Annotated in this window: 17 protein-coding genes and 2 pseudogenes; 9 read left to right on the top strand and 10 right to left on the bottom strand. The window is 67.9% G+C overall.

Annotated features, from left to right (window positions below; translation table 11 throughout):
• Nucleotides 1–3 precede the first annotated feature (3 nt).
• The 5 genes and pseudogenes from ACZ4YL_RS27730 to ACZ4YL_RS27710 form a co-directional block, all read right to left on the bottom strand.
• The gene (locus ACZ4YL_RS27730; protein ID WP_468120245.1) at nucleotides 4–471 is read right to left on the bottom strand and encodes a nuclear transport factor 2 family protein; all 468 of its coding nucleotides are present in this window, start codon (nucleotides 469–471) and stop codon (nucleotides 4–6) included.
• Between the two features lie 69 nt (nucleotides 472–540).
• Nucleotides 541–717 (bottom strand): hypothetical protein, encoded by a 177-nt coding sequence (locus tag ACZ4YL_RS27725; RefSeq protein WP_181382610.1) that lies wholly within the window; start codon nucleotides 715–717, stop codon nucleotides 541–543.
• Nucleotides 718–832: 115 nt separating this feature from the next.
• Nucleotides 833–964, bottom strand: a pseudogene (locus tag ACZ4YL_RS27720) (undecaprenyl-diphosphatase); the annotation flags it as partial.
• A gap of 386 nt (nucleotides 965–1350) precedes the next feature.
• Nucleotides 1351–2147: pseudogene (locus ACZ4YL_RS27715) on the bottom strand (IS5 family transposase); the annotation flags it as partial.
• Nucleotides 2148–3048: 901 nt separating this feature from the next.
• On the bottom strand, nucleotides 3049–3813 hold the full coding sequence (locus ACZ4YL_RS27710; protein ID WP_468120244.1) for a transposase family protein: 765 nt from the start codon (nucleotides 3811–3813) through the stop codon (nucleotides 3049–3051).
• 217 nt (nucleotides 3814–4030) lie between these two features.
• Between ACZ4YL_RS27710 and ACZ4YL_RS27705 the strand changes: the two genes are divergently transcribed.
• Together ACZ4YL_RS27705 and ACZ4YL_RS27700 are read left to right on the top strand one after the other, a co-directional pair.
• On the top strand, nucleotides 4031–4807 hold the full coding sequence (locus ACZ4YL_RS27705; RefSeq protein ID WP_468120242.1) for a TAXI family TRAP transporter solute-binding subunit: 777 nt from the start codon (nucleotides 4031–4033) through the stop codon (nucleotides 4805–4807).
• Nucleotides 4731–4979: a TAXI family TRAP transporter solute-binding subunit gene (locus ACZ4YL_RS27700; protein ID WP_468120241.1), complete on the top strand. Its 249-nt coding sequence runs from the start codon at nucleotides 4731–4733 to the stop codon at nucleotides 4977–4979. Before ACZ4YL_RS27705 ends, ACZ4YL_RS27700 begins: the two co-directional genes overlap by 77 nt.
• Nucleotides 4980–4987: 8 nt before the next feature.
• Here the strand turns inward: ACZ4YL_RS27700 and ACZ4YL_RS27695 are convergent, their stop codons facing one another.
• A complete protein-coding gene (locus ACZ4YL_RS27695) occupies nucleotides 4988–6073 on the bottom strand; it encodes a HAMP domain-containing sensor histidine kinase (protein WP_468120239.1) in 1086 nt (361 codons plus the stop codon).
• 267 nt (nucleotides 6074–6340) lie between these two features.
• Nucleotides 6341–7480, bottom strand: coding sequence for a PucR family transcriptional regulator (locus ACZ4YL_RS27690; protein WP_468120237.1), 1140 nt, complete (start codon nucleotides 7478–7480; stop codon nucleotides 6341–6343).
• 944 nt (nucleotides 7481–8424) lie between these two features.
• On the opposite strand from ACZ4YL_RS27690, the gene ACZ4YL_RS27685 reads away from it, so the two are divergent.
• The 7 genes from ACZ4YL_RS27685 (at nucleotide 8425) to ACZ4YL_RS27655 (ending at nucleotide 17515) form a co-directional block, all read left to right on the top strand.
• Entirely contained in the window at nucleotides 8425–9129 is a 705-nt protein-coding gene (locus tag ACZ4YL_RS27685; protein ID WP_468120236.1) for a TRAP transporter large permease subunit, read from the top strand.
• A 551-nt stretch (nucleotides 9130–9680) separates the two neighbouring features.
• On the top strand, nucleotides 9681–11144 hold the full coding sequence (locus ACZ4YL_RS27680) for an APC family permease (protein WP_468120235.1): 1464 nt from the start codon (nucleotides 9681–9683) through the stop codon (nucleotides 11142–11144).
• Between the two features lie 11 nt (nucleotides 11145–11155).
• Nucleotides 11156–12112, top strand: coding sequence for a hypothetical protein (locus ACZ4YL_RS27675; protein WP_468120233.1), 957 nt, complete (start codon nucleotides 11156–11158; stop codon nucleotides 12110–12112).
• Between the two features lie 899 nt (nucleotides 12113–13011).
• Nucleotides 13012–15285, top strand: coding sequence for an ATP-binding protein (locus ACZ4YL_RS27670; RefSeq protein ID WP_468120231.1), 2274 nt, complete (start codon nucleotides 13012–13014; stop codon nucleotides 15283–15285).
• Nucleotides 15286–15570: 285 nt separating this feature from the next.
• Entirely contained in the window at nucleotides 15571–16677 is a 1107-nt protein-coding gene (locus ACZ4YL_RS27665) for an RICIN domain-containing protein (RefSeq protein WP_468120229.1), read from the top strand.
• Nucleotides 16678–17111: 434 nt separating this feature from the next.
• The gene (locus ACZ4YL_RS27660; protein ID WP_468120227.1) at nucleotides 17112–17258 is read left to right on the top strand and encodes a hypothetical protein; all 147 of its coding nucleotides are present in this window, start codon (nucleotides 17112–17114) and stop codon (nucleotides 17256–17258) included.
• Nucleotides 17255–17515 (top strand): hypothetical protein, encoded by a 261-nt coding sequence (locus tag ACZ4YL_RS27655; RefSeq protein WP_468120225.1) that lies wholly within the window; start codon nucleotides 17255–17257, stop codon nucleotides 17513–17515. Before ACZ4YL_RS27660 ends, ACZ4YL_RS27655 begins: the two co-directional genes overlap by 4 nt.
• Nucleotides 17516–17712: 197 nt before the next feature.
• On the opposite strand, the gene ACZ4YL_RS27650 is transcribed toward ACZ4YL_RS27655, so the two are convergent.
• The 3 genes from ACZ4YL_RS27650 to ACZ4YL_RS27640 form a co-directional block, all read right to left on the bottom strand.
• Entirely contained in the window at nucleotides 17713–18234 is a 522-nt protein-coding gene (locus ACZ4YL_RS27650; RefSeq protein WP_468120223.1) for an ATP-binding protein, read from the bottom strand.
• Between the two features lie 159 nt (nucleotides 18235–18393).
• The gene (locus tag ACZ4YL_RS27645) at nucleotides 18394–19398 is read right to left on the bottom strand and encodes a TAXI family TRAP transporter solute-binding subunit (protein ID WP_468120222.1); all 1005 of its coding nucleotides are present in this window, start codon (nucleotides 19396–19398) and stop codon (nucleotides 18394–18396) included.
• A complete protein-coding gene (locus tag ACZ4YL_RS27640; protein ID WP_468120220.1) occupies nucleotides 19395–21521 on the bottom strand; it encodes a TRAP transporter permease in 2127 nt (708 codons plus the stop codon). Before ACZ4YL_RS27640 ends, ACZ4YL_RS27645 begins: the two co-directional genes overlap by 4 nt.
• Nucleotides 21522–21714 lie beyond the last annotated feature (193 nt).

Here is a 21714-nt window from a genome sequence, read left to right as displayed (position 1 = left end):
CGCTCAGGCGGTCATGTGCCGCCACTTCTCGTGCACGGTGACGCGGGTGAGCCGCCAGCCGTCACGGGTGCGGGCCAGCGCGAAGCCGTAGCGCCCGGCGGCGACGAAGTTGGGCGAGGTGACCGAGGCGTCGGAGTCCGGCCCGGCGAGCCGCATCGGATTGAGGAAATCCGCCCGGACCTCGGCGCTGTCCCCGGGGGAGCCGCCCAGGTCCTCCAGCCGGATCAGCCGGTTCACGATCAGGTGCTGGCGGACGGGGAAGAGCGTCATCGTCTGCGCCAGCCAGTCCGCGACCTCCGCCACCGGACCCTCGATCCCGCCGGCCGAGCTGTAGTCGACCCTTCCGCCGGCGGTGAACAGGGCCCGGTACGCGTCCCAGTCACCGTCGTCGACGGCCACCGCGTAGCCCGTGACCACTTCGTCGATCGCCAGCCGGTCCATCACCGTCGCGAGATCCACACGCTGAGTCATCGGGTCAGTGTGGGGCTGCGCGGGCGCGAGGCCAAGGGCCGTGCGCCCACCGGATCTTCCCGGCGGCGTTCAGTGACCGGAACGGGACTCCCGCTGCCGGACCACGACGAGGAACGCGTCGCTGTCCAGGTCCATGACCACCTCCGCCGGCACGCCCTCGCGCATCCGCTGCGCCGCGTACTCCTCGGCGGGCCAGCTTCCCCGCGGACTTCCGGCGGGAAATCGCTCCAGCACCACTCGACCCATGGGACACCCCCTGCTGTTTGCCTTCCGCTCTCTTCAGGCACAACGACGCGCAGGCCGCCCGGGAACGTTCCCGAACGGCCTGCGGTTCACGCGAAGAGGTGGAGCGGGGGCTCCGCTAGGAACCGGACTCGCCCGCGTGCGGGCTCAGCACGTCCGTGCCGATCAGCACGAACAGCAGGATGCCCAGGAGGATCCGGTAGATCACGAAGGGCATGAAGCTCTTGGTCGAGATGAACTTCATGAACCAGTTGAAGTCGAGGTTCTGAGCGGCTCTGACCTGCTGTTTCCACCACTCTTCAAGATTGAATGGGAGAGCAGTGGGAGATGGCACTTTCCAGTGCTCTCCCTCGCCGGCCACGAAGCGCAGCCACCTGGTTTGCAGCGAATCGGCGATCTCCTGCTCCATGGTCAGGGGAACGTGCGAGTAGAGACCTTCCACGCCGGCGACCTCGCGGCCCATGCGGGTCTCCACGGCTATGCGGCTGTGTCGATCTTCGTCCAGCCACGCCTTGCCGCCGTGACGAAGCAGGTACAGCCGCTTCCCGGCGTACGCGGTCGCAGGGACCTCCGGAAGGGGACGGCGGGAGGTGACCAGCTGGGGCTGGCCCAGGCGAACCCTCTCGAACTCCTCGTTTGCAGGCGTCTCAAGCAGATGATGCTGCAGGCGAGTTGGAGCAGGCCGAGGTGGAGATCGGCGCGTATCTGGTAGCGGATCCGCAGTCGCTTGAACTGGTGCAGCCAGGCGAAGGTCCGCTCCACGACCCAGCGCGTCTTGCTCAGCCCGGAACCGTGCGGGACGCCACGCCGGGCGATCTTGGGTGTAATTCCGCGCCCCCGGAGGAGGCGGCGGTACTTGTCGTAGTCGTAGCCGCGGTCGGCGAACAGCCGGCCCGGCCGGTGACGAGGCCGGCCGACCAGGCCGCGGATGCGGGGAATCGCGTCCAGCAGGGGCGTCAGTTGAGTGACATCGTGCCGGTTTCCGCCGGTCAGGGAGACGGCGAGAGGTGTGCCCTGCCGGTCGACGATCAGGTGGTGCTTGCTGCCCGGCCGCGCGCGGTCGACCGGCGAAGGTCCGGCGTGAGCCCCCTTTCAGCGCTCTGACATGCGAGCCGTCGATCGCGCAGTCGTCCATGTCCAGCAGACCTGCCTTGCGCAGTTCGGCCAGGAGCACTTCGTGCAGGCGGGGCCAGACGCCGGCCTCGGTCCAGTCCGACAGTCGCCGCCGGGCCGTCACCCCACTGCAGCCGGTCCGCTCGGCCGGCACGTCTCTCCAGCTCACGTTCTTGCGCAGCACGTAAACGATGCCCCGCAGGGCGGCGCGGTCATCGGCCGGGCAGACGTCCGGGATACCGATGACGCCGCGGCGGCCGGGGCGGCAGTAGCGGAGCGATGCGTTCCCACAGCTCATCAGGCACAAGATCATCCGACACCCGCCCCACTCTGCCGCCACCAGACCCGACCGCCAAGCCCTCGCGCCGAACTCATTCTGAAACGATCAGTTAAGTGCTCACGTGATGTGTTCCCTGCATTGACGGGCGTTTGCCGCCGTGCGCGCGATGTTCATTGCGTGGATGCAGCGCCTGTCCGGGGCCGTATTGCGAGCACTGAGCTCGCGCTGGGATACGTGCGAGCTTGAGCGGCGACCTTGACGCTGCACGTGTTCATGGATGACGGGGTCCTCGCGCCGCCGGCGCCTTCAGTGATCTCCTTGCCAAGGCGTGCATCCTCGACGACGGCGGCCGTGATGCTGGAGCGCGGTGTTGCTGGGCTGGTTGGTTCGCGGCTTGCATTCCGGCTGGATCGGCCGGCAGGGGAGTGGGGCGGCTCCGGGGGCTCCGGCAGCGTCGGCCCGTCGTCCGGCTTCCCGGGGACCGAAGCGCGCTTTGGTCAGGGCATCAGTGTCCGTGCGCTGTGCGGCTGCGGTCTGGGGTGTTGGTTCGCAGTCGCTGTGGGTTGGGCGCGGTGCCTGCTCGGTACCGGCTGCCGCCTTGCGAGTCCGGCCTGCCGGGGCCGTCAGCCCTGCGCGGTGTGCGGCTGTCGAAGCGGCAACGGCGCCCCCGGCCTGGATGGCCAGTGCGGGGATCGGACGGAGGGCGACAGTGGCCGCAGCTGCAGTCTGTGAGTTGCTGGGGCGCTCGGCAGGCGTCGCAAGGTCAGGGCGGGAAACGGTCCTTGACGAATGCTGCGTGTCGTCCCTGGGCAGAGGGCCGGAGCGTGGCTGCGGGGCCAGCCGTGGATGGGGCGGTGTTGCCGAGAGCGTTGCCATGCTTCCGCGATTCCATCGCGCGGAGTCCCCGATGTGTATTTTTCCTGAATGAGCCTTTTTCATCTTCACTCTGAGCTGGTCAGATGCAGGGTGAGGATGGCTTGGACGAGGCTGGTGATTCGGGTGGTCGAGCACCGCAGTTTGCGCAGGAGTCGCAAGGACTTGAGGGTGGCGACGGCCTGCTCGACGAGGGCCCGGATCTTTGCGTGGGACCGGTTGACCGCTTGCTGGCCTGCGGAGAGGGTTTCCCACCGTCCCCAGCATGGGATGCGGACCGTGCCGTCGGCGCCTCGGCATGCCTTGTCGGCCCAGCATGGGATGTCTGCCTCGGCGAGGGCGTCTATGATGCCGTGTTCGCGGGCTGCGCGGATGTCGTGGACGGCGCCGGGCAGGGCGGGTGAGGCCCACAGCAGCCGGCCGAAGGGGTCGGCGAGGATCTGCACGTTCATCCCGTGCTTCTTGTGCTTGCCGGAGTAGAACGGCCGGTCCGCGGCGATGCGGTCGATGGGCAGGAGGGTGCCGTCCAGGATCAGGTACGCCTTCGCCGACGCGGCCCGGACCGCGTCGGCCAGGCTCGGGGCGAGAGCGGCCAGGAGGTCGACCGCCTCGGTGACGTAGCGGTGGGCCGTCGTGGTGCCGATGCCGAACCCGGCTGCGAGCTGGGCGTAGGTGTGGCCCATCCGCAGATGGGCGAGGGTGAGCAGGGCCTGGCGGCCGGCGGTCAGGCGCCGCCACCGGGAGCCGATCGCGCGGCGGTGGCGCCGCAGCTGCTGCGTGAGGAAGCGGAGGGCGGAGCTGGACACGTCGATGCCCGACGGGTAGACAAGCACGTGAAGCCTCTGGTGGAGACGGTTCTCTTGGTCGAAAACCCATCTACCAGGGGCTTCACCACGTTGTCAGCCCAACTGTGTTACTCCAGCAGCAGGTTGGAAAAGGCTCAGTGATCCTTTCGCGAGACTCTAATCTGGGTGTGTTGACTTTCGTGAGTGCCTGCGGCTCGGGCGGACGCCAGTGTGCGGTTCGACTGGCAGGGGAGGCCCCATGCGGATGGCTCGCTTGCTCACCGGGGCGCTCGCCTTGGCACTTCTCCTGGTGGCGTGCGCAGGAGGTGACCCACCGGTGCGCGTGTCGGGCGGGATCACGGTATCCACCGGCAACCCGGGCGGTGTGTACGCGGAGTACGGAGCCGGCTATGCCGATGTCGTGGAGCGACGGTCGCCCGGGGCGACCGCGCGGGTGTTGCACACCGGCGGAAGCGTGGAAAATCTGCGCCAGGTGGATGCCGGACAGGCCCAGGTCGGCTTCGCCCTGGCCGACGCCGCAGCCGACGCCACCGCCGGACGCCCACCCTTCTCCCGTCCGCTGTCCCTGGTCACGCTCGCCGCGCTGTACGACAACTACGTGCAGCTGGTGGTGCCAGCGGACAGCACGGTGCGCAGCGCGAAGGGACTGCGCGGGTTGCGTGTCTTGGTGGGTTCGGACGGTTCGGGTACGGCGTTGATCGCGGAACGCATCCTGAAGGTCGCTGGCCTTGCACCCGACAAGGACCTCACCTCGCTGCGGCTGGACGTTCGGGAGTCTGCTGCCGCCCTGTCGGCGGGGCGATCGATGCCTTCTTCTGGAGTGGGGGCCTGCCGACAGGCGCGATCACCGAGCTCCGCAGGAGCACTCGGATCCGGTTGGTCGACCTGCAGGACGTGGTGGGGAACTCACCCGGTCCTACGGGGAGCTCTACACCGAGACCGCGGTGTCTGCCGTGGTCTATGGTGCGCAGAGCGCGGTGACGACGGTCAGCGTGCCGAACTTCTTGGTGGTGCGGCGTGACATGCCGGAGGCGGTCGCGTACTGGCTGACTCGGTGGTTGTTCGAGGAGCAGTCGCAGCTCATCCGTGCCCATCCGGAGGCCCGCCGTCTGGACCGGCGATCTGCCGTTGCCACCTATCCGCTGGAGTCGCACCCCGGTGCTGCCCGCTGGTACCGGGAGTCGCATCCCTGAGGCAGGGGTCAGGGCGGATCGGGCTGGGGGGCCGCAGGCAGTCGTACGGTCACGGCGAGTCCGTGCGGCCGGGCGGCCGCCAGGCGCAGTTCGCCGCCGCCGGCTTCGACCAGCAGGCGGGTGAGGGCGAGTCCAAGGCCCGTACCGCGGACGTTCTGGTGGCGCGTGCTGCGCCAGAATCTGCCTCCCGCCTGAGTCGGTTCCGCCTCGGTGAGCCCGGGGCCTGCGTCGCTGACCGTCATCTCGACGATGCCGCTGTCCGGAGAAGGAGGCGTACTGCCGAGGGGGCCGGCGTTGGTGATGGTGGTGCCGGGGAGATGGGCGACTGTGATGTCCACGGGTGTGCCGTCCCCGAACTTGAGTGCGTTGTCGAGGAGGGTGTCCAGGGCGTGGTCGAGGCAGTCGGGCAGTGACAGCGCGCTGACCCGTTCGGGAATCTGCATGGTGAGAGAGACCTCTTCCGCTCCGAAGGCAGCCCGCCAGGCGTCGGCCCGGTGGGTCACCACGGCGGAGACGTCGATGGTCTGTCGTTCTGTGTCGGATGCCTCGGCCCGCGCCATCCGCAGCAGGCCGTCGAGGATCCCCCCGAAGCGGTCGGCTTCTTCCACGGCGCAGTGCAGTTCGTGCAGGCCCTGGGGGTCTTGCACGAAGTCTTCCAGGTTCTCCCCCCTCAGCCGGAGCACGGTCAGTGGGTTGCGGAGCTGGTGGGAGGCCTGTGCCACGAACGCCCGCTGCTGCTCTTGGGAGGAGTACATGCTGTCCGCCATCACGTTGAAGCTGTGGGCGAGGCGGCGCAGCTCGGGGGCGCCGATACGGTCGGAGACGTGGGTCTTCAGGCGCCCCAGGGACACCTCGAGGGTGGCGCGGTCCAGTTCGTGGACGGGGCGCAGTACCCAGCGGACCACAGGGACTCCCACTGCGATCATGACGATGACGAGGGCTGCGAGGCTGCCGAGGGATACGAGTGTCAGGTGGCCGGTGACTTCGCTGCGCGTCCGATCGGCGGGCGAGATGATCAGTACGGCGCCGAGGATCCGGCCGTCACGTTTGACGGTCTGGGCCTGGATGAAGGGCCGGTTGTCCCACGGCCACACGATGTGGGGCTGCTGGGCGGGTCGGTCGGCCAGGGCTTGCAGCAGCGCGGTCCGGATGCGCGGTTGGCCCCCGGCGCGGGAAGCATGTGGGTGCCCGCGCCGGTGAGGTCGCGGCTGGAGCCGGAGGGCAGCCAGCACGCTCGCAGCACAACGCCGGTGAACCAGGGCCTCACCGCCCATGCCCTCGCGGCGCATGTCCAGTTGCTGGTCGGAGGCGGCGTCTTCGGAACTCTGCCCCGAGGGCGGAGCCGCTCGGAGCTGCCGAGGTCACAGACCATTGACACGGGCGATCGCCACCGCAGTCTCCGGGGCGGGGTTCGCCGTAAAGGCACGGCTGCGCCGGCCGCCCTGCCGCACGTAGGCCATTCGAGCCTGGACTATCCGAGCCTGGGCCATCAGCCGTCGGCTGCGCAGAATCAACTCCAGTTCGAATCGGATACGAGGGTCGCGCAGCTGCGGCCCGAAGAGTTTCTCCAGTTGCCGCATGCGGTATCGGATGGTCTGGGGATGCACGCTCAGGCTCTTCGCGGCTTCCGGGGCGCCGCCGCCTTCGAACCAGGCCAGCAGAGTCGCTTCGAGCCGCTCGCTCTGGCGTGACGTCAGGTCGCCCAACGGGCGCAGCCAATGGGCGGCCAGCGCCTGTGTCAGTGGCTCGTCCTGGAGGAGGAGCAGAGTGGAGAAATGGTCCTCGACGAAAACGGGGCGCGTCTCGACCCCGCGGTCGGGGGTGAGTGTGAGCAGGCGGTGGGCCCAGCGCAGGGAGGATGGGGTGTCCTTCAACGAGACCTCGTGGCCCACGGCTGCGAGCCGGCCGCCCATGGGAAGTTCCAGCCGAGCCCGGGCGTCCTCGACATGGCTGGGAACGAGCAGGCAGGGCCGGCCCGCGAACATTCCCGTGAGGGAGTCGCCGAGTAGGGCTGCCAGCTGCTGCGTCTCGCCGGGTGTGGCCATGACGACCCCCCGCACGACCGGCGGGAGAGGCCAGCCGGCCGCCTCCGCCAGATCGGGCAGGGACTGCGGCAGGGTTGCCCTTGCGTCGGCGAGCGCGTTGAACAGATCCTGCCGCCTCTGGACGGGTGGTGTGGCTTGCTCCTCACTTGCGGTGGTGCCTGAGGGTGGGAGTCCGTCCTGGTGCGGGGCTTCGAGGCCGGAATGGCAGACGGGCCCCCCGGTATCGGGGGCACCCGGCTGCCTGCTGCTGAGGACGTCGAGGAGGGCCGTTTCCAGTGACTGCCTGAGAGATCTCTCGTCGATGTCAGCCTCATCGTCGAGGCACGCGGACAGTCCCGGAGTCTTCTGCAGGAGCTGTTGTGCGACCTCGTCTGCCAGTACGTCGAGCTCCGCGCCAAGGACACCGGTCGACCCGCCTGGGTGGCGGGACCGGATGCGGTCCTGGAGTTCACACATCGTTATCTCGTTCCTGCCGGAAGGGGGGAGGGTGACGAGCCAGCCAACCGGTGGTCTGCTCCGGCGTCAGATGCTTTCACTGCTGTGCGGTTCCGCGAGGCGGGGTGGGGTTGGGTAGAGCGGTGGCTGCCGTGACCTTGGTGCAGGATTGTTCGACGCACCGACGCATACGCGACGATTGTCACCTTTCGATAAATTTGTCGGAGGTGCGGTATGGTTCCCCGATCCTGTCGCTCCTGCCTCGTCACGCCGATGCCTTAGAAGGCCAACAGTCGGCGCAGCCGCTGCGTCGGGGCAGTGTGCCAGAGCGGCAGATCGGTGGAGCCGAAGAATTCGCGTCTCCTCGCCGCCGGCTCATACCCGTGCGCCGGGCACCGGCCGCGCGGCCTGTCTGCTCAGCGCCCGAGACCTCCTAGCACCTCCGCGTAATACGGCTCGAAGGTCGGGCTCTCCGGGTCCGCGCCCATGGTGCTCGGAGCCGGGCCGCCGGTGCACCGGCCAGACGACCTGCGCACGTAGGCGCCGCGCGCGGGGCGGTGGATCGACACGGCGGTCATGCCGCTCGGCTTGCCTGCCCGTCTGCGCGTCAGGCCGCCGTAAGACCGGCCTTCGGCGGTCGACGGCATCGGACGGGCGTGCCGTGCCAGGACCTGGCTAAGGCATGCGCAGCCAGCGGAAGGCCGCCGGCGAGAGCTTCGGCGACTCGGTCCCTGTCATCTCCGACGCGCATGGCAACCACCCCCGTCCAGTGTTTCCCCGCTTGCCTCACGCCCGCGGAGTGGTCGGTGCGGTGCAAGAGGCGCAGGGCCTGGGGGCCAGCGTAGAAGTGATCCAGGTCACTGAATCCTAAACCTACGTTAAGAATGCGGGCCTTCTCCCTGTCGCCTTCGTGTCACGGCTGTCACGGTCTGAGGAATCGCACCGTTCAGCCCGAGAAGGCCGCCATGGGCATGATGGAAGTGCCGTCCGAGCCGGTGCAGCGGACAGCCGAGGAACTGGTGGCCGAGTTCGACCAGGAGCGGCCGGCCCGCAAGCTCTCCCTCACGGTGTCCGCGGCCGTCTCCAGGATGTGTGCAGCGTTGTCGGTCTTCGCCCTGTACACGGTCTTCTTTCCGCTGGCCGAGGGCGGTGTTCACCATCCTGGCGCCGTGCTCGACGGGGCCAGCAAGTTTTTCATCGACCTGTCATTCGCGGCCTTCCGCGGCTCGCGCAGCGCCCCCGGGCGCACGGTGACAGCTGCCGGATTTCTGCTCGGCACGGTCTCGGGTTCCGGCACCGCTACCGCAGTCAGCCTGGGATCGGTCGCATGGCCCGTGCTGCGCCGGGCCGGATACAGCAAGGAGCCGGGCGGCGGAGTGCTCGCGGCGGCCGGCATCGGAGCGATCCTCTCCCCGCCCAGGCTGGGTGCGGCGGCGTTCATCATCGCCGAGTACCTCAAGGAGAGCTACCTCACCGTCCTGTATGCGCTGATTCCCACGCTGCTGTACTGCCTGGGCATCCTCCTCGCGGTGGAGATCGACGCCCGCAACCACCAGGCGGCTCCCATGGTCGACGAGGGGAGTACCTCGGCCCTGCGGCTGCTGGGCCGGTTCGGCTACTTGGGTGCGGAGCGGCATCGTGCAGACATGCAGCATCTCCATAGGATTTAGCTAAATCTGACAATTTCTCGCAGCGCGTCTCAGGTGCGTCGAACAATCCGAAAGATCCCCTCCATCCGGAGTTGCGATAGGCCACCGCGCCCTGCCACTACGCGTCCGACGGCAGAAGCGAGGCGAAGCTGCGGGATCGTGAGCATGCGAGCACTCGGAAGGCGGTACGAAGGTCTCACCCACCTCGCAGTCACGAGGGCTGACGACTCGGCCGTCCTCGGTGCTTGTCGCCCTCCCACCGGACAACCACCCTGGCATGAACGAGGAAACGTGTGTGAACTTCTGAGCCGCGTCTGGTCCCGCCCCCGAGGCGAGTGGACCCGCGTACGCGGCCCGCCATGGTGGATGAGTGTTGACCAGAAGCCTCACGCTGCCACGACGCGCCCCGGGCATTTCTTTCTCGCAGGCCGTCCATAACCGTGCCTGCTGGTTGCGAAATTTCCGGCCGCGCACGACGGCACCAGCCACCTTGCTGTCCGCCGGTGGCAGTGCGCCCTCTTGCCGGGACGTCATCCGACAGCAGCTGTATCCGAAGGGCACCGTAGATTCTCATGAGTACACCCAAAGGGCTCCAGGCGAACGTCCTGGGCACTTTCGACAGCATCGTCATGGCGGTAGCCGGCAGCGCCCCCGCCTATTCCCTGGCGGCGACCACAGCCGTACTCGTCGGCACGGTCGGTTTCGCCGCCCCTGCCGCGCTGCTCTACTGTGCGATACCCATGTTCGGCATCGCCTGGGCGTTCAACTACCTCGGCAGGCTCGACATCAATGCCGGCGCCAGCTACTCATGGGTGGCCCGTGCCCTCCATCCCTCCCTCGGCTTCCTCAGCGGCTGGGCGCTGGTGGTCTCGGCCACGATCTTCATGGTCGCGGGCTCTCTGCCGGCCGGCAGCATGACGCTGTCCCTGTTCGCCCCGGACCTGGCCGAGAACACCGCGCTGGCCACCGTGGTCGGCGCGATGTGGTTCCTGGTGATGCTCGTCGTCGTGCTCAAGGGAGCGCGACTGACGGTCCACGCCCAGCTGATCATGTCTGGCATCGAGCTGCTCATACTGCTCGCCTTCGCCGTGGCGGCCTTGTTCCATGACAATGCGGTTCAGCACTTCTCCTGGTCCTGGCTGGGCTTCAGCCACTTCGATGGCGTCCAGGGCTTCGCAGCCGGAGCGTTGATCGCGGCGTTCTACTACTGGGGCTGGGACGTCACCAGCAACCTCAGCGAGGAGACTCGCAACAGCCGCAAGACGTCAGGGCTGGCCGGCTTGGTTGGCCTCGCCGTCGTCTTCGTCCTGTTCGAGGTCTTCACGATCTCTGTGAACCTGCTGCTCACCGCCGAGGAGATCGAGGCCAACAGCGCCAACGTCCTGGCGCTGCTCGGCGAGCGTCTCTGGCCCGGCTGGGGCGGCAAACTGTTGATCGTCGCCGTCATGCTGTCCACGATTGCCACCCTGGAGACCACCCTCATCCAGGTGACCCGCTCCCTGTTCGCGATGGGCCGCGACCGCACCATGCCGACCGCCCTCGGCGCCTCTCACCCCCGCTACCGGACACCCTGGGTTGCGCTGGTGGTTGTCGGTGCGGTCGCCCTCGGGCTCTTCGTGGCGTCCAATGCGCTGGGCTCGGTCGGCGACATCCTGGAGAGCGCTGTGGCCGCCATCGGACTCCAGATCGCCGTCTACTACGGGCTGTCCGGAGTTGCGGTCGTCGTCGCCTACCGCAAAGTGCTGCTGAAGACCCCGGCGAACTTCATCTTCGGCGGGCTGTGGCCGCTGACCGGGGCGCTGTTCCTGTTCTGGGTGTTCGTCGAGTCGCTGGGCGCACTCGATGCCACCGCCATCTGGATCGGCATCGGCGGTCTCGCCGTGGGCCTGGTGCCGATGTTCGTGTACCGGCAGAGCCCCTACTACCGCCCGGATCGGCTCGACGCCGCAAAGACCGAGCGAATCAAACAAGAATACGAAGGCCTGGAACCCGTGTCTGCCTCGTCCGCTGACAACACCATAGCCACGGACTTCTGAAGGGCGCAGCCATGACACCGGGAAGCAAGCCCTTCACTCCCGAATTCGACGCGACGCTCAGGGACCGGGACCTTGCGAAGGCGCGCCAAGACATCGCCATCGGCCGGTGGCAGGGTCTTCCCGAGCTGCTCCACTCCACCGGGCGCGACTGGGACCGCCGCACCCACCGGGTGCGCCTGCTCGCCCAGTCCACGGCCGGCACGACCATCGCCGAGGAGTGGTACACCGCCCGGCCGGGTGATCCGGACGCGCTGGTGCTGCGCGCGGATACAGAGGTGCTGCGCTGCTTCAACCTCGCCGTGGCCGCGGGGGACCCTGGCGCCGCCGGCCAGGACCGGCTGGACATGGCCGTACGGACCTGCCTCCGCGCGGCCGACGCACATCCTTACGACCCTGTGCCCTGGGTATCGCTCCTCACCCTCGCCCGGCTTTACCCGGGTGGGCACCGCCAATTCAACCGCTGGTGGAAGGAGCTGATACTTCGGCACCGGGACAACCGCGAAGCGCACAACCAGGCGCTGCGCCACGTGTCCGCTCGCTGGCACGGCACGCACGGGACCATGTACGACTTCGCCCGGGACGTGGTGGACAGCACTGCGCCGGGCTCGCCACTCGCCGTACTCCTGCAGGTCTCGCGGCTGGAGGAGTACCGCTACCGCCTTGAACGTGAGGGTGACATGGCACTCTTCCTACGTCGGCATTGGAGTTCCGACGTAGCACTCGCCGACACCCGTCGCACCTGGGATACATGGGTCGTCAAGTGGGACGGCATCTACCGGGCGCAGGACGTCGCCGACTTCAACTACTTGCTGCACGCGACGTGCGCCGGCGGGCTGTACAACGAAGCGGGTTACCTCTTCAAGCTACTCGCCGGCCAGGCAACGGTGGTGCCCTGGTCCTATTTTGGCGATCCCGCGACTGTCATCACGCGGTGGCACCGCACTGTCATGCGTCAACTGGGAGTGTAGAACGAAACGAATGGTGTAACCCTTGATCGAGGAACGCGCAGGCGCGGCGTGCGACCGTGCTGGGCAGGCCCATCGAGCACAACCAGTCGCCGGCCACCGAGAAGGCCAAGGAGCGCTCGTCGTGGCTGGCCATGGATGTGGCCTTCCGGGCGCCGTCGTCGCATTCGTGTTCGCTGGCGGCTCCCACGCCGCCAGACCACCGCGTCCGCGCCGTGCTCCTGCAGGTGGATGAGCGTGGTCACCACGACGGGGATGACCGAGTGGTAGGCGGGGGCCCGGAAGTGCGGGTGGTACCGGCGGCCCACTGGGGCGACGACGGCACCCTGTGCGCGTCTGCCAGAAGCAGAAGTTCGCCACGGAGATGGCGGCGGTGATCACGCGGAGCGTCCCGGCGGAGCCGGCCACCGCGGAGGAGCCAGGCACCGAGCCGCCCAAGGGGCTCGGGCGCCGCCGCGGTCTCGCGTGGTTGGGATGCTGGTGGTCGGCGGGGTCGCTGGGCCACCGAGGACGTGCTGCAGCAGCTTGGGGAGGCCGCGCACTTGCCGAGCGCACTCATCGGCACAGGCTGTCCGTTCGCTGGTCTACGCCACGCGGGTCAGCGCATCATACGGCTGCGCCGGGGCAATCACATTGCGGACAGTAAGGGGGCGCACGCGTAATCGCGGCAACGGTGTCCACTATGCGGACGTGCAGCAGGCATGTTGAGGTGTCTCTCTACCCTCACCCGTCGGGGTGAATACTCACAATGCCCTTCAGATGCTGGAATGGCCACCTTGCGGCGGCACTAGTGCCTCGCCTGCCGTGCCCGGCGTCTGTGTCGGCCGTTTCTTGAGGGGGCAGCAAGGAGCAATTTGCTGATGCGGACCAGTCCGCGATGCCAGGGGAACCTTCCTGCCGATATGACGAGTTTCGTGGGCCGTCGTGAGGAACTTGCCGCTGGGCGTGCGGTGCTGTCGCGGACCAGGTTGCTGACGTTGACCGGTGCCGGTGGTATCGGGAAGACGCGCTTGGCTCTGCGCCTTGCTGCCCAGGTTGCACGTGCTTACGCCTTCGGGGTCTGGAGGGTGGACCTTGCGGCTGTGGAACAGCCGGACCTGGTCGGACACGCCGTGCTGGAGAGCCTTGGCCTTGACCACGAGGCGGGACGGCCGATCACGGCCGCTCTGGCCCGTCAGTTGCAGGGCCGACGGATGCTGTTGGTCGTCGACAACTGCGAGCACTTGCTGGAGGCCTCCGCAACAGCGATCGCCACGCTGCTGGCTGCGCTGCCCGACCTGCAGGTGATCGCTACCAGCCGACAGGCCCTCGCGGTCGAGGGGGAGCACCTGCTGACCGTGCCGCCCCTTCGAGCGCCGCACCCCGATGCCCTCGTACCAGCCGATGCAACGGTGGTGAACGACGCGCTTGAGCTGTTCACCCTGCGCGGCGCCGCCGCGATCGGCGCGTTCGCGCCCACAGAGTCGGACGCCCACGCCGCCGCGCTCATCTGTCACCGTCTCGACGGAATCCCCTTGGCCGTCGAACTCGCCGCTGCTCGCCTTCGGACGATGACCTGCCAGGAGATCCTGCAGCATCTGGACGACCGTTTCTACCTACTCTCCCGAGGCAGTCGGACCGCCTTGCCCCGCCACCATACGCTGCTCGCTGCATTGGACTGGAGCTTCGACCACTGCACCCCTGCGGAACAACTGCTGTGGGCGCGCATGTCCGTATTCGCCGGCAGCGCTGATCGCGACGCTGTCGAAGCAGTGTGCACCGACAGCGTGGTGGGTGCTGCCGAGCTACTTGACCTGGTGGCCGGCCTGGTCGACAAGTCGGTTCTCATCCGCGAGGACGGTATCGCCGGTGTGCGCTTCCGCATGCTGGAGACCGTCCGTGCTTACGCCCGCCGACACCTGGAGACACGCAGCGAGCTTGCCACCTGGCGCCGCCGCCACCGCGACCACTACCACCAGCTGGTCCTGCGCGCCGACCAGGAGTGGTTCACCCAACGGCAGACCATATGGATGGCACGTCTGCACGAAGAGCGGTCCAATCTGCGCGCTGCCCTGTCCTTCTGTCTCGAAGAACCGGGTGAAAGTGAGCCCGGCCTGGACATGGCCGCCGCCCTGTGGAGTCACCGGCTGGGGGCGGGCGGCCTGGAGGAGGAACGTCACTGGCTTGCGCAAACCCTCACCATGTCTCCAGAGCCCAACCGTGCCAAGGCATCTGCAGTGTGGTCAGACGGCTGGCTCGCCCTCCTACGCGGTGACCACGATGCCGCCGCCTCACGAGTGGCTCAATGCCGTGCTCTCGCCGAAACCCTGGGCGATGAACGTGCCAGCACAGACGCAGAGCAGCTCGCCGCCCTGGCCGCGCTCTTCCAGGACGACTTCACAACAGCCATACCGCTGCTCGAGAACGTCCTCTCCCGGTACCGGGTACAGGGCGCGCTCGGTGAGACCTGGTCCACGCTCTTCCTCCTGGGACTCGCCTGCTGTCTGGCCGGCGACCCGCGTGCCGCCGACCTCAGTCGTGAAGGCCTTGAACTATGCGAGAGACACGACGCCCGGTGGTCCCGCTCCTGGTCGCTGTGGCTGAGCGGCCTGTTGCACCTGTTGCATGCAGAATACGAACAGGCCGCTGATCTGCTCCAGGAGAGCCTGCGCCTTGGCTGGCCCGCCCACAATCGCCTGGGTGTCGCCCAATGCCTGGAAGTCCTCGCCTGGACCAGGACGCTGCAGGGCCGAGCCCTGGAAGGGGCCCAGCTGCTGGGCTCGGCACAGCGTTTGTGGCGGCAGATCGGAAGCACGTTGCCCGGCGTGGGGTGCCTGCTCCACCACCGCACCGAGTGCGAGGCTCGGCTGCGCCGGGAGCTGGGGGAGGACCGCTTCCTGTCCGTGCTGCAGGCGGGCGAGGCTGTGATGCCCCATCAGGCTGTCGAACAGGCTATCGGTGTTCCGAAGAGCCTCAGGCAGCCGCAGGAGGCGCCTGCGGCATCGCTGACGGCCCGCGAACGGCAGGTTGCCGAGTTGGTCTCTCAGGGACTGGCCGACAAGCAGATCGCTGCCCTTCTGGTCCTGTCGCCCCGCACGGTTCAAGGTCACGTCCAGCGGATCCTCGTCAAGCTCGGCTTCACATCCCGCACACAGGTAGCGAAATGGGCTGACCGCCAATCTTCATCCGCGCCCTGACGAAGCGCCAGGCGCTGCAGCACGCAGGGCACGTGGCGCGCCCTGGTCAGGGGCGAAGCACAGGCCAGGGCTCGGCCATCCACGGGGGCTCAGCACCTTCGCCCGGGTGAGCTCGATCCGGGAGCGCTCTCCCGAGGCGCAAGGCAGGTAAGCGAACGGGTAATTGTGCGCAGGCGCCTGCCCGGCATGAGGGCCGATGCTTCTTCCGCCCCCTCCTGCGGCCGGCGCTCGGCCGATCGCGGGAGGGGCGTGAGAAGAAAGGGACAAGCCCCCGTGGCACCGACTATGACCGCGAGTTCGGGCGTGCCGTCAGCGCCTTCACCTCGCCTGATCACCCTGCTGGCCGCCGCCTTCCTGGCCCTGGCAATTTCCCTGTCGCCGCTGCCTGCAGGCCAGGCTCATGCCGCGACGTGCACATTTACCTCCTCGAACCTGGACTGTCTGAGCTTCGTCGCCATCAACGGAAGGAACATCGACGTGGAGGGCGCCTCCACCAGCGACGGAGCCCGAATCGTCACGATCGACTCAGGACGTCCGGCCACGAGAAACACGGCGAAGTGGCGCTTCAACGTCAACCAGGACAACACGTTCCAGATTGTGAACTCGGGGACGGGCAAGTGCATCGACGTCGGGTGGGGGGACGACGGTCTGCGCCAGTGGACCTGCCAAGGGCAGGCCACCCAGAGGTGGGCGATCCAGCCGACATCCATCGGCTGGAGAATGCGCCACATCAACTCCGGCAAATGCATGGACCTGCTAAACCGCAGCGACCATGACAACGCCTGGGTCGGCCTCTACAACTGCCACAGCGGCGACAACCAAATGTTCTTCTTCGTCGGCAGCAACCCTGCCGACCAGGCCAAGGCCGTGGCCGTGAAGTACGCCGCGGACAGGTGCCAGACCCAGACGTGGTCGTGTTACTGGACGGAGGAGAGCGAATCGGAGGCGGCCCCGCTGCCGACCAAGTGCATCTCAACGCAGTGGTACAACCCGTATGACAATCCGTACAACTACACCTTCACGGTGTCGACGGCGAAGGGCTTCAATTCCACTCTCGGCGTCACTGTCACGGCGGGATTCGAGACCGGCGCGCTCTCGTCCGTCGTCGCGAAGGTAACGTCCTCGCTGAGCGTGTCGAACGAATTCACGTGGACCAGCTCCACAACCACAGCCAACAGCGTCACCCTGTCGGCCCAGCCTCACAAGTACAACTGGGTGGCCCGAGCGGTGCAGGCGAAGACGGTGACCGGCACGTTCACCTTCGATGCCGACGGATTCCCGTGGGAAGCCAACGACAAGATCACCGTCCCCCTCAAGGGCGGCTCCAACGACCCCGTGTTCTACAGCCCGATGAGCACGGCCACGCCCGCCTCCGGTTGCGCGGCTCTTTGAGGATTCTCCCTGATCACCGGTCGCCTGACACTCGCCAAGTGTCAGGCGACCACGAAGATGACCGCTCCGGGATCGGTGGAGGCTCCACCCCGGCCAGGGCCGCCCGGATCACCCTCGCCCAGCTGCGGTCCGGCCTCAAACACATCGGTCGCACCCGCTCCTTAGCTTGACTCTGTCGGGGATCTTGGAGGGCTCGAGTCTGTGCTGGAGCCTGCTGCTTGGCGGCGACTGCCTGACGGTCCGTCCCCCGCGCGAGCGACAACAAGGGCGACAGGGTGTCCCCCCTCGCGAGGGGGGACACCCTGTCCCCTGACCGGGCGTCATGTCACCCTACGGTCGACATCATGGCGCAGCCGGAGTACCGCGATACTTTCGAGTTCCCCGCCAACCTGCTCAGAACGGTCTTCACTGATCTGTCTCGGTAAGGGCGGCGGGTGACGGCGTTGGTGGTGCACCGCCACCCCGAGTCGGGCAAGGAACTCAAGCGGATGGCGTACCTGCGTCGCGTGGATGCCAGCGGCGGCCGAGAGTGCGAGATCCCACTGGCCACCCTGCACGAGACGGCGGAGGTAGACCGATGACGATGACGTTCAAGGACCGTGCGGAGCGATCCGCCCGGCAGGACGACGCGATGCGCGCCGGGGAAGCCGCCGCGGCAGGCATGAAGGAGGCGCTCGCCCGCGTAGGCATTATCGTCCCAAGCCCCGGGGCCGGATACTCGGTCAACGGCACCGGAAGGGTCGAGCTGGGAGGCTGCAACGCGGGGCTGGCCACTCGGTTGGCCGAAGTCCTCAACACGGCCGCGGACGCCCTGCCCGAGCTCCGGGGCAGCCCGTGAGCGCCAGCAGCCTGGCCGGCACTCCACGCGTCGCGGTGACCGTACGGGACGGGGACCTTGTCCGGCTGGAGGACGGCACGCTGCATACCGTGCAGGGCACACCCTCCTCCGCAGCCGGCCCCGAAGGAGACGCCGCGCCGGGTTCCGCGCCCGCCTCTTTCCTCCACGTCCGCCGAGAGGCATGGGTGTCGAGGCGGTCATGCCGCCCCGTATGTTTCAAGGGCGGCGTCGCGGGCGGGGTATGGCAGTTTGGGTGTGGGCGTCGTCGGTTTTTTGGGGCTTGTCTGGAAAGAGGTCGTGGCTGTTTCCGTGGGGGGTGGGGGCGGTGGTGTCATCTCGAACCAGACGGCTTTTCCCGTCGGGGTGGGTGTGGTGCCCCAGTCGGTGGCGATGGCGGCGATCAGCATGAGGCCGCGGCCGCTCTCGGCGTGGTGTGTGCATCCTCGTGGGAAGGGCAACTCGGGTGCGGTGTCGGTGACCTCGACGCGTAGTCGTGTGCCGGTCCACAGGACGGTGACGGTGGATGGTCCGGTGGTGTGCCGTACGGCGTTGGCGATGATCTCGCTGCACAGCAGGGCGAGTTCGTCGAGTGTTTCGCCGGTCAGTCGCAGGTTCCATCCGCGGACGACGGCGAGTACGAGCCGGCGGGTTTTCGGTACTGCCTGTATGTCCGCGGCTATCGGGAAGCTGCGGGAGTGTGACGGTCTGGTGGCGCACATCGTGATCACCCTTGGGGGAGGGCGGCGGTCGGGCACGTGGGCCGGGGAACGCGGGCGCCCTGGGCAGCGGATCGCGGGGGAGTGGGCGGAAAGATTGCTGGTGGTCTGGAGGCCGCCGGTCGGGGTCGAGGTCTGGGTCGTGGGTTGGGGTGTGGGTTTTCAGGGCCTTTGGGTGAGGGCCTTGAGCGCGTTTGCGGCGCCGGGGTTGAGGGGGACGGGGGCGGTGTTGCCGGCCTGGGCGGGGTCGATTTCGGTGGCGGCGGCGTTGACTTTCTCAAGGGCGTTCTTCTTGGCGTAGACGAGGTCGGCGATCTTTCCCGCGAGTCGGGGGTCGAAGCCCTTCTTGACGAGCAGAACGTTGGGCACCACGATCGTGGGCACGTCCGCCGGCTGGTGGTATACGGCCGCGGGGATGGTCCCCTTTTGGTAGACGCCGCCGTGGGTGTTGCTCAGTGCCGGGAGTTGCGCGGTGACGTCGAGGAAGCGGACTTTGTCCTTGAGGCTGGTGACGAGGTCGGTGATGCCGCCGGTGGGCAGGCCGCCGGACCAGATGAGCGCGTCGATCGTGTTGTCCTTCATGGCGTCCACCGATTCGGGCAGGGCCAGTCGTTGCGCCGAGACGTCCTTGACGGGATCCAGGCCGGCGGCGCTCAGCAGCCGTCTGGCGATGACCTCGGTGCCGGAGTTGGGCGCCCCGGTGGAGATTCGTTTACCTCTCATGTCCTGGAGGGAGGCGATCCCGGAGTCTGCTCGGACCAGGATCTGGGTGTAGTTGGGGTACAGGCGGGTGAGGGCTTCGACGGTTTGTGGTTTGTCGAAGCTCCCCTTGCCTTCGACGGCGTCTTGCGCGGTGTCGAGCAGGGAGAAGGCGATGTCGTAGCTTCCGGCCTGGAGGCCTTGGATGTTCTGCACGGACGCGCCCGTGGTGGCGGCGGTGGCTCGGTAGCCGTCGAGGTTGTCGGAGATCAGTTCGGCCAGTCCGCCGCCGATCTGGTAGTAGACGCCGGTGGTGGGTCCGGTGGCGATGGTGAGCCGCCCTCCCTTTCCACTGTTCGCGGCCCCCTTGTCGTCCTGTTTGCCTCCCGCGCAGGCGGTCGCGGCGAGCGCGAGCGCGAAGGCCAGGGCGGGGACGGCCAGGCGTGTGGTTCGCGTGTGGTGCTTCATGAGGGGAGGTGTCCTTCCGTGACGGCTTCGGTTTGAAGGCCGGGACCTGTCGGATCTGTGGTGTGGGGTGTGGGGGAGCGCTGCCCGCGCCGTACCAGGCGGATACCGACGGCGAGAGCCAGGGCGATGAGGCCGGTGGTGATCGCGGCGGGTTCGAGGTAGAGCAGGCACAGGGCGGCGATGACGCACAGCCCACGCTCCAAGGGGCCTGCCGGGCCGAGCAGGCGGCCTCCAGTGGCGACGGCGAGCGCGGCGACCGCGAGGGCGGAGACCGCTGTCGTCCACAGGACGCCTGTCAGGCTTCCGGTGCCCAGGAGTCGGGAGCCGTTGTCGGTGAGGACGAACGCGAACGGTACGAGGAACGCGGGCAGCGAGTATTTCCAGGTCGCCACCATGGTGCGCATCGGGTTGCCGCCGGTGATGGCGGCCGCGGCGGCCGCAGCAAGCGCCGTGGGCGGGCTGACCTCGGACAGTACGGCGTAGTAGAAGATGAACATGTACGCCTCGGGCATGCTCACGCCCAAGGCGAGCAGCGCGGGCGCGATGATGACCGCGGAGATGATGAACGAGGCGGTGACCGGGACCGCGAGCCCGAGGACCGACACGGCCAGGGCCGCGAAGATGACGGTCATGACCAGTTCCACCGTCGGGTTGTCACCGAACATGCCGGCGGCGTCGACGATGACGGAGGCCAGGTTCAGGCCGAGGCCGGTCTGGGTGACGACGGCGACGATGATGCCCGCCGCGGCGCAGGTGGCGACCACCGGGAGTACGGACCTGCTGCCCTCGGCGAGCGCCGTGTACAGCCGGCGCGGGGTCATCCGGTGTCGGGAGTCGAGGAAGGACAGCAGGAACTGCAGGGCGGTGGCGTAGACCACCGCCCGGAAGGGGGGCAGCCCCATCGCCATGAAACCGATGATCATGAAGAGGGACAGGAAGTGGTAGCCGAACCGGCCCAGCAGCCTCCACGCCGAGACGGCTTCCTCGTCGATCACGGGCCGCGCCTGGTGTTTGCGGGCGTCGATCTCCACAGCCAGGAGGATGCCCAGGTAGTACAGCAGCGTGGGCACCAGGGCGTACAGCAGGACGGTGAGGTAGCCGGTCTTGAGGTACTCGGCGATGATGAACGCCGCGGCTCCCAGCGTCGGCGGGGAGAGGATCGCTCCGATGCCCGCGGCGGCCAGGACTCCACCGCCCGCCTCCTTGCTGTAGCCGGCCCTGCGCAGTAGGGGCCAGGCGACCGATCCCAGGCTGACGGCGGTGGCGGTACCGGAACCCGAGACGGTGCCGAGGAGGAAACCGGCCGCCGTCACGGTGCGTCCGGGGGCGCTGCGGGAGCCGCGGAACGCCGCGAACGACAGGTCGATGAAGAACTTGCCGGCCCCTGACATGTCGAGCACGGCGCCGAAGATGGTGAACAGCACGATGTAGGTGGCGGCCACATTCAGCGGTACGCCGTAGACCCCGTCGGTGCTCATGAAGAAGTGGGCGGAGATCGCGTTGACGTCGAAGCCGCCGTGCGCCAGCGACCACTGGTAGGGGAGCAGCCCGCCGTAGTACGCGTACAGCAGGAACGCCGTACAGAACGCGGGGAGTACCCAGCCGGTGGTCCGCCGGCACGCCTCCAGCACCAGCATGATCATGGCGATGCCCATGGTCACGTCGAGCGAGGTGGGCAGCTGACGCCGCTCGATGAAGGCGTCGAACTCCAGCAGCGGGTAGAGGCACACCGCGAGGGCGCAGGCGGCCAGCATCCAGTCGAACAGGCCCGGGTCGTCACGCCGTGCCGTTCTCACCGCCTTCACTGCCCCCGTGGAGGTATCCGTTGCCGCGCCCCGACGCCACGGCAGCGCCAAAGCCGGCACCCGCACCGTTCCGCGGTGTGTCAAGAAGATCAGTGGCAGTGTCGCGGCGAGGAAGAGCGTCAGGTAGTACTGGCCGCCCCTGGCGACCGGGAAGAACACTGCATACAGCACGAAGGCCGACAGCACGGCACACATCGCGGACACAGTCGCGGACACCGCGGGCGAGAGCTTGCGGGCGGGCCGCTCCTGGTCGAACTCGGCCACCAGGTCCTCGGCTGTCCGCTGTCGCGGTTCAGACGGCGCTTCCACCATGCCCATGACGGCCTCCTCGGACTGAACGCTGCGATACCTCAGACCGTGGCAGCCGTGACCGGAAGGGGACAGAGAACGCCGGCCCTCTTAACGTAGGTTTAGGATTCAGTGACCTGGATCACTCCTACGCTGGTATCCAAGGCCGCACCCTGCACCGACCGCACACATTCCCCCGGGCGCAGGACCAGCCAGGAAGCAC

Source organism: Streptomyces sp. NPDC030021 (assembly GCF_055574035.1).
Note: the sequence above shows the minus strand (reverse complement) of the source record. Positions and strands in the feature narration are given on the sequence as shown.

Excerpts from the sequence above, each read along its gene's own strand:
- ACZ4YL_RS27680 (WP_468120235.1), top strand. The coding sequence starts at position 9,681 with ATGAGTACACCCAAAGGGCTCCAGGCGAACGTCCTGGGCACTTTCGAC.
- ACZ4YL_RS27645 (WP_468120222.1), bottom strand. The coding sequence starts at position 19,398 with ATGAAGCACCACACGCGAACCACACGCCTGGCCGTCCCCGCCCTGGCC.
- ACZ4YL_RS27705 (WP_468120242.1), top strand. The coding sequence starts at position 4,031 with ATGGCTCGCTTGCTCACCGGGGCGCTCGCCTTGGCACTTCTCCTGGTG.
- ACZ4YL_RS27675 (WP_468120233.1), top strand. The coding sequence starts at position 11,156 with ATGACACCGGGAAGCAAGCCCTTCACTCCCGAATTCGACGCGACGCTC.
- ACZ4YL_RS27685 (WP_468120236.1), top strand. The coding sequence starts at position 8,425 with ATGGGCATGATGGAAGTGCCGTCCGAGCCGGTGCAGCGGACAGCCGAG.
- ACZ4YL_RS27640 (WP_468120220.1), bottom strand. The coding sequence starts at position 21,521 with ATGGGCATGGTGGAAGCGCCGTCTGAACCGCGACAGCGGACAGCCGAG.
- ACZ4YL_RS27665 (WP_468120229.1), top strand. The coding sequence starts at position 15,571 with ATGACCGCGAGTTCGGGCGTGCCGTCAGCGCCTTCACCTCGCCTGATC.
- ACZ4YL_RS27650 (WP_468120223.1), bottom strand. The coding sequence starts at position 18,234 with ATGTGCGCCACCAGACCGTCACACTCCCGCAGCTTCCCGATAGCCGCG.
- ACZ4YL_RS27725 (WP_181382610.1), bottom strand. The coding sequence starts at position 717 with ATGGGTCGAGTGGTGCTGGAGCGATTTCCCGCCGGAAGTCCGCGGGGA.
- ACZ4YL_RS27730 (WP_468120245.1), bottom strand. The coding sequence starts at position 471 with ATGACTCAGCGTGTGGATCTCGCGACGGTGATGGACCGGCTGGCGATC.
- ACZ4YL_RS27655 (WP_468120225.1), top strand. The coding sequence starts at position 17,255 with ATGACGATGACGTTCAAGGACCGTGCGGAGCGATCCGCCCGGCAGGAC.
- ACZ4YL_RS27690 (WP_468120237.1), bottom strand. The coding sequence starts at position 7,480 with ATGTGTGAACTCCAGGACCGCATCCGGTCCCGCCACCCAGGCGGGTCG.
- ACZ4YL_RS27670 (WP_468120231.1), top strand. The coding sequence starts at position 13,012 with ATGACGAGTTTCGTGGGCCGTCGTGAGGAACTTGCCGCTGGGCGTGCG.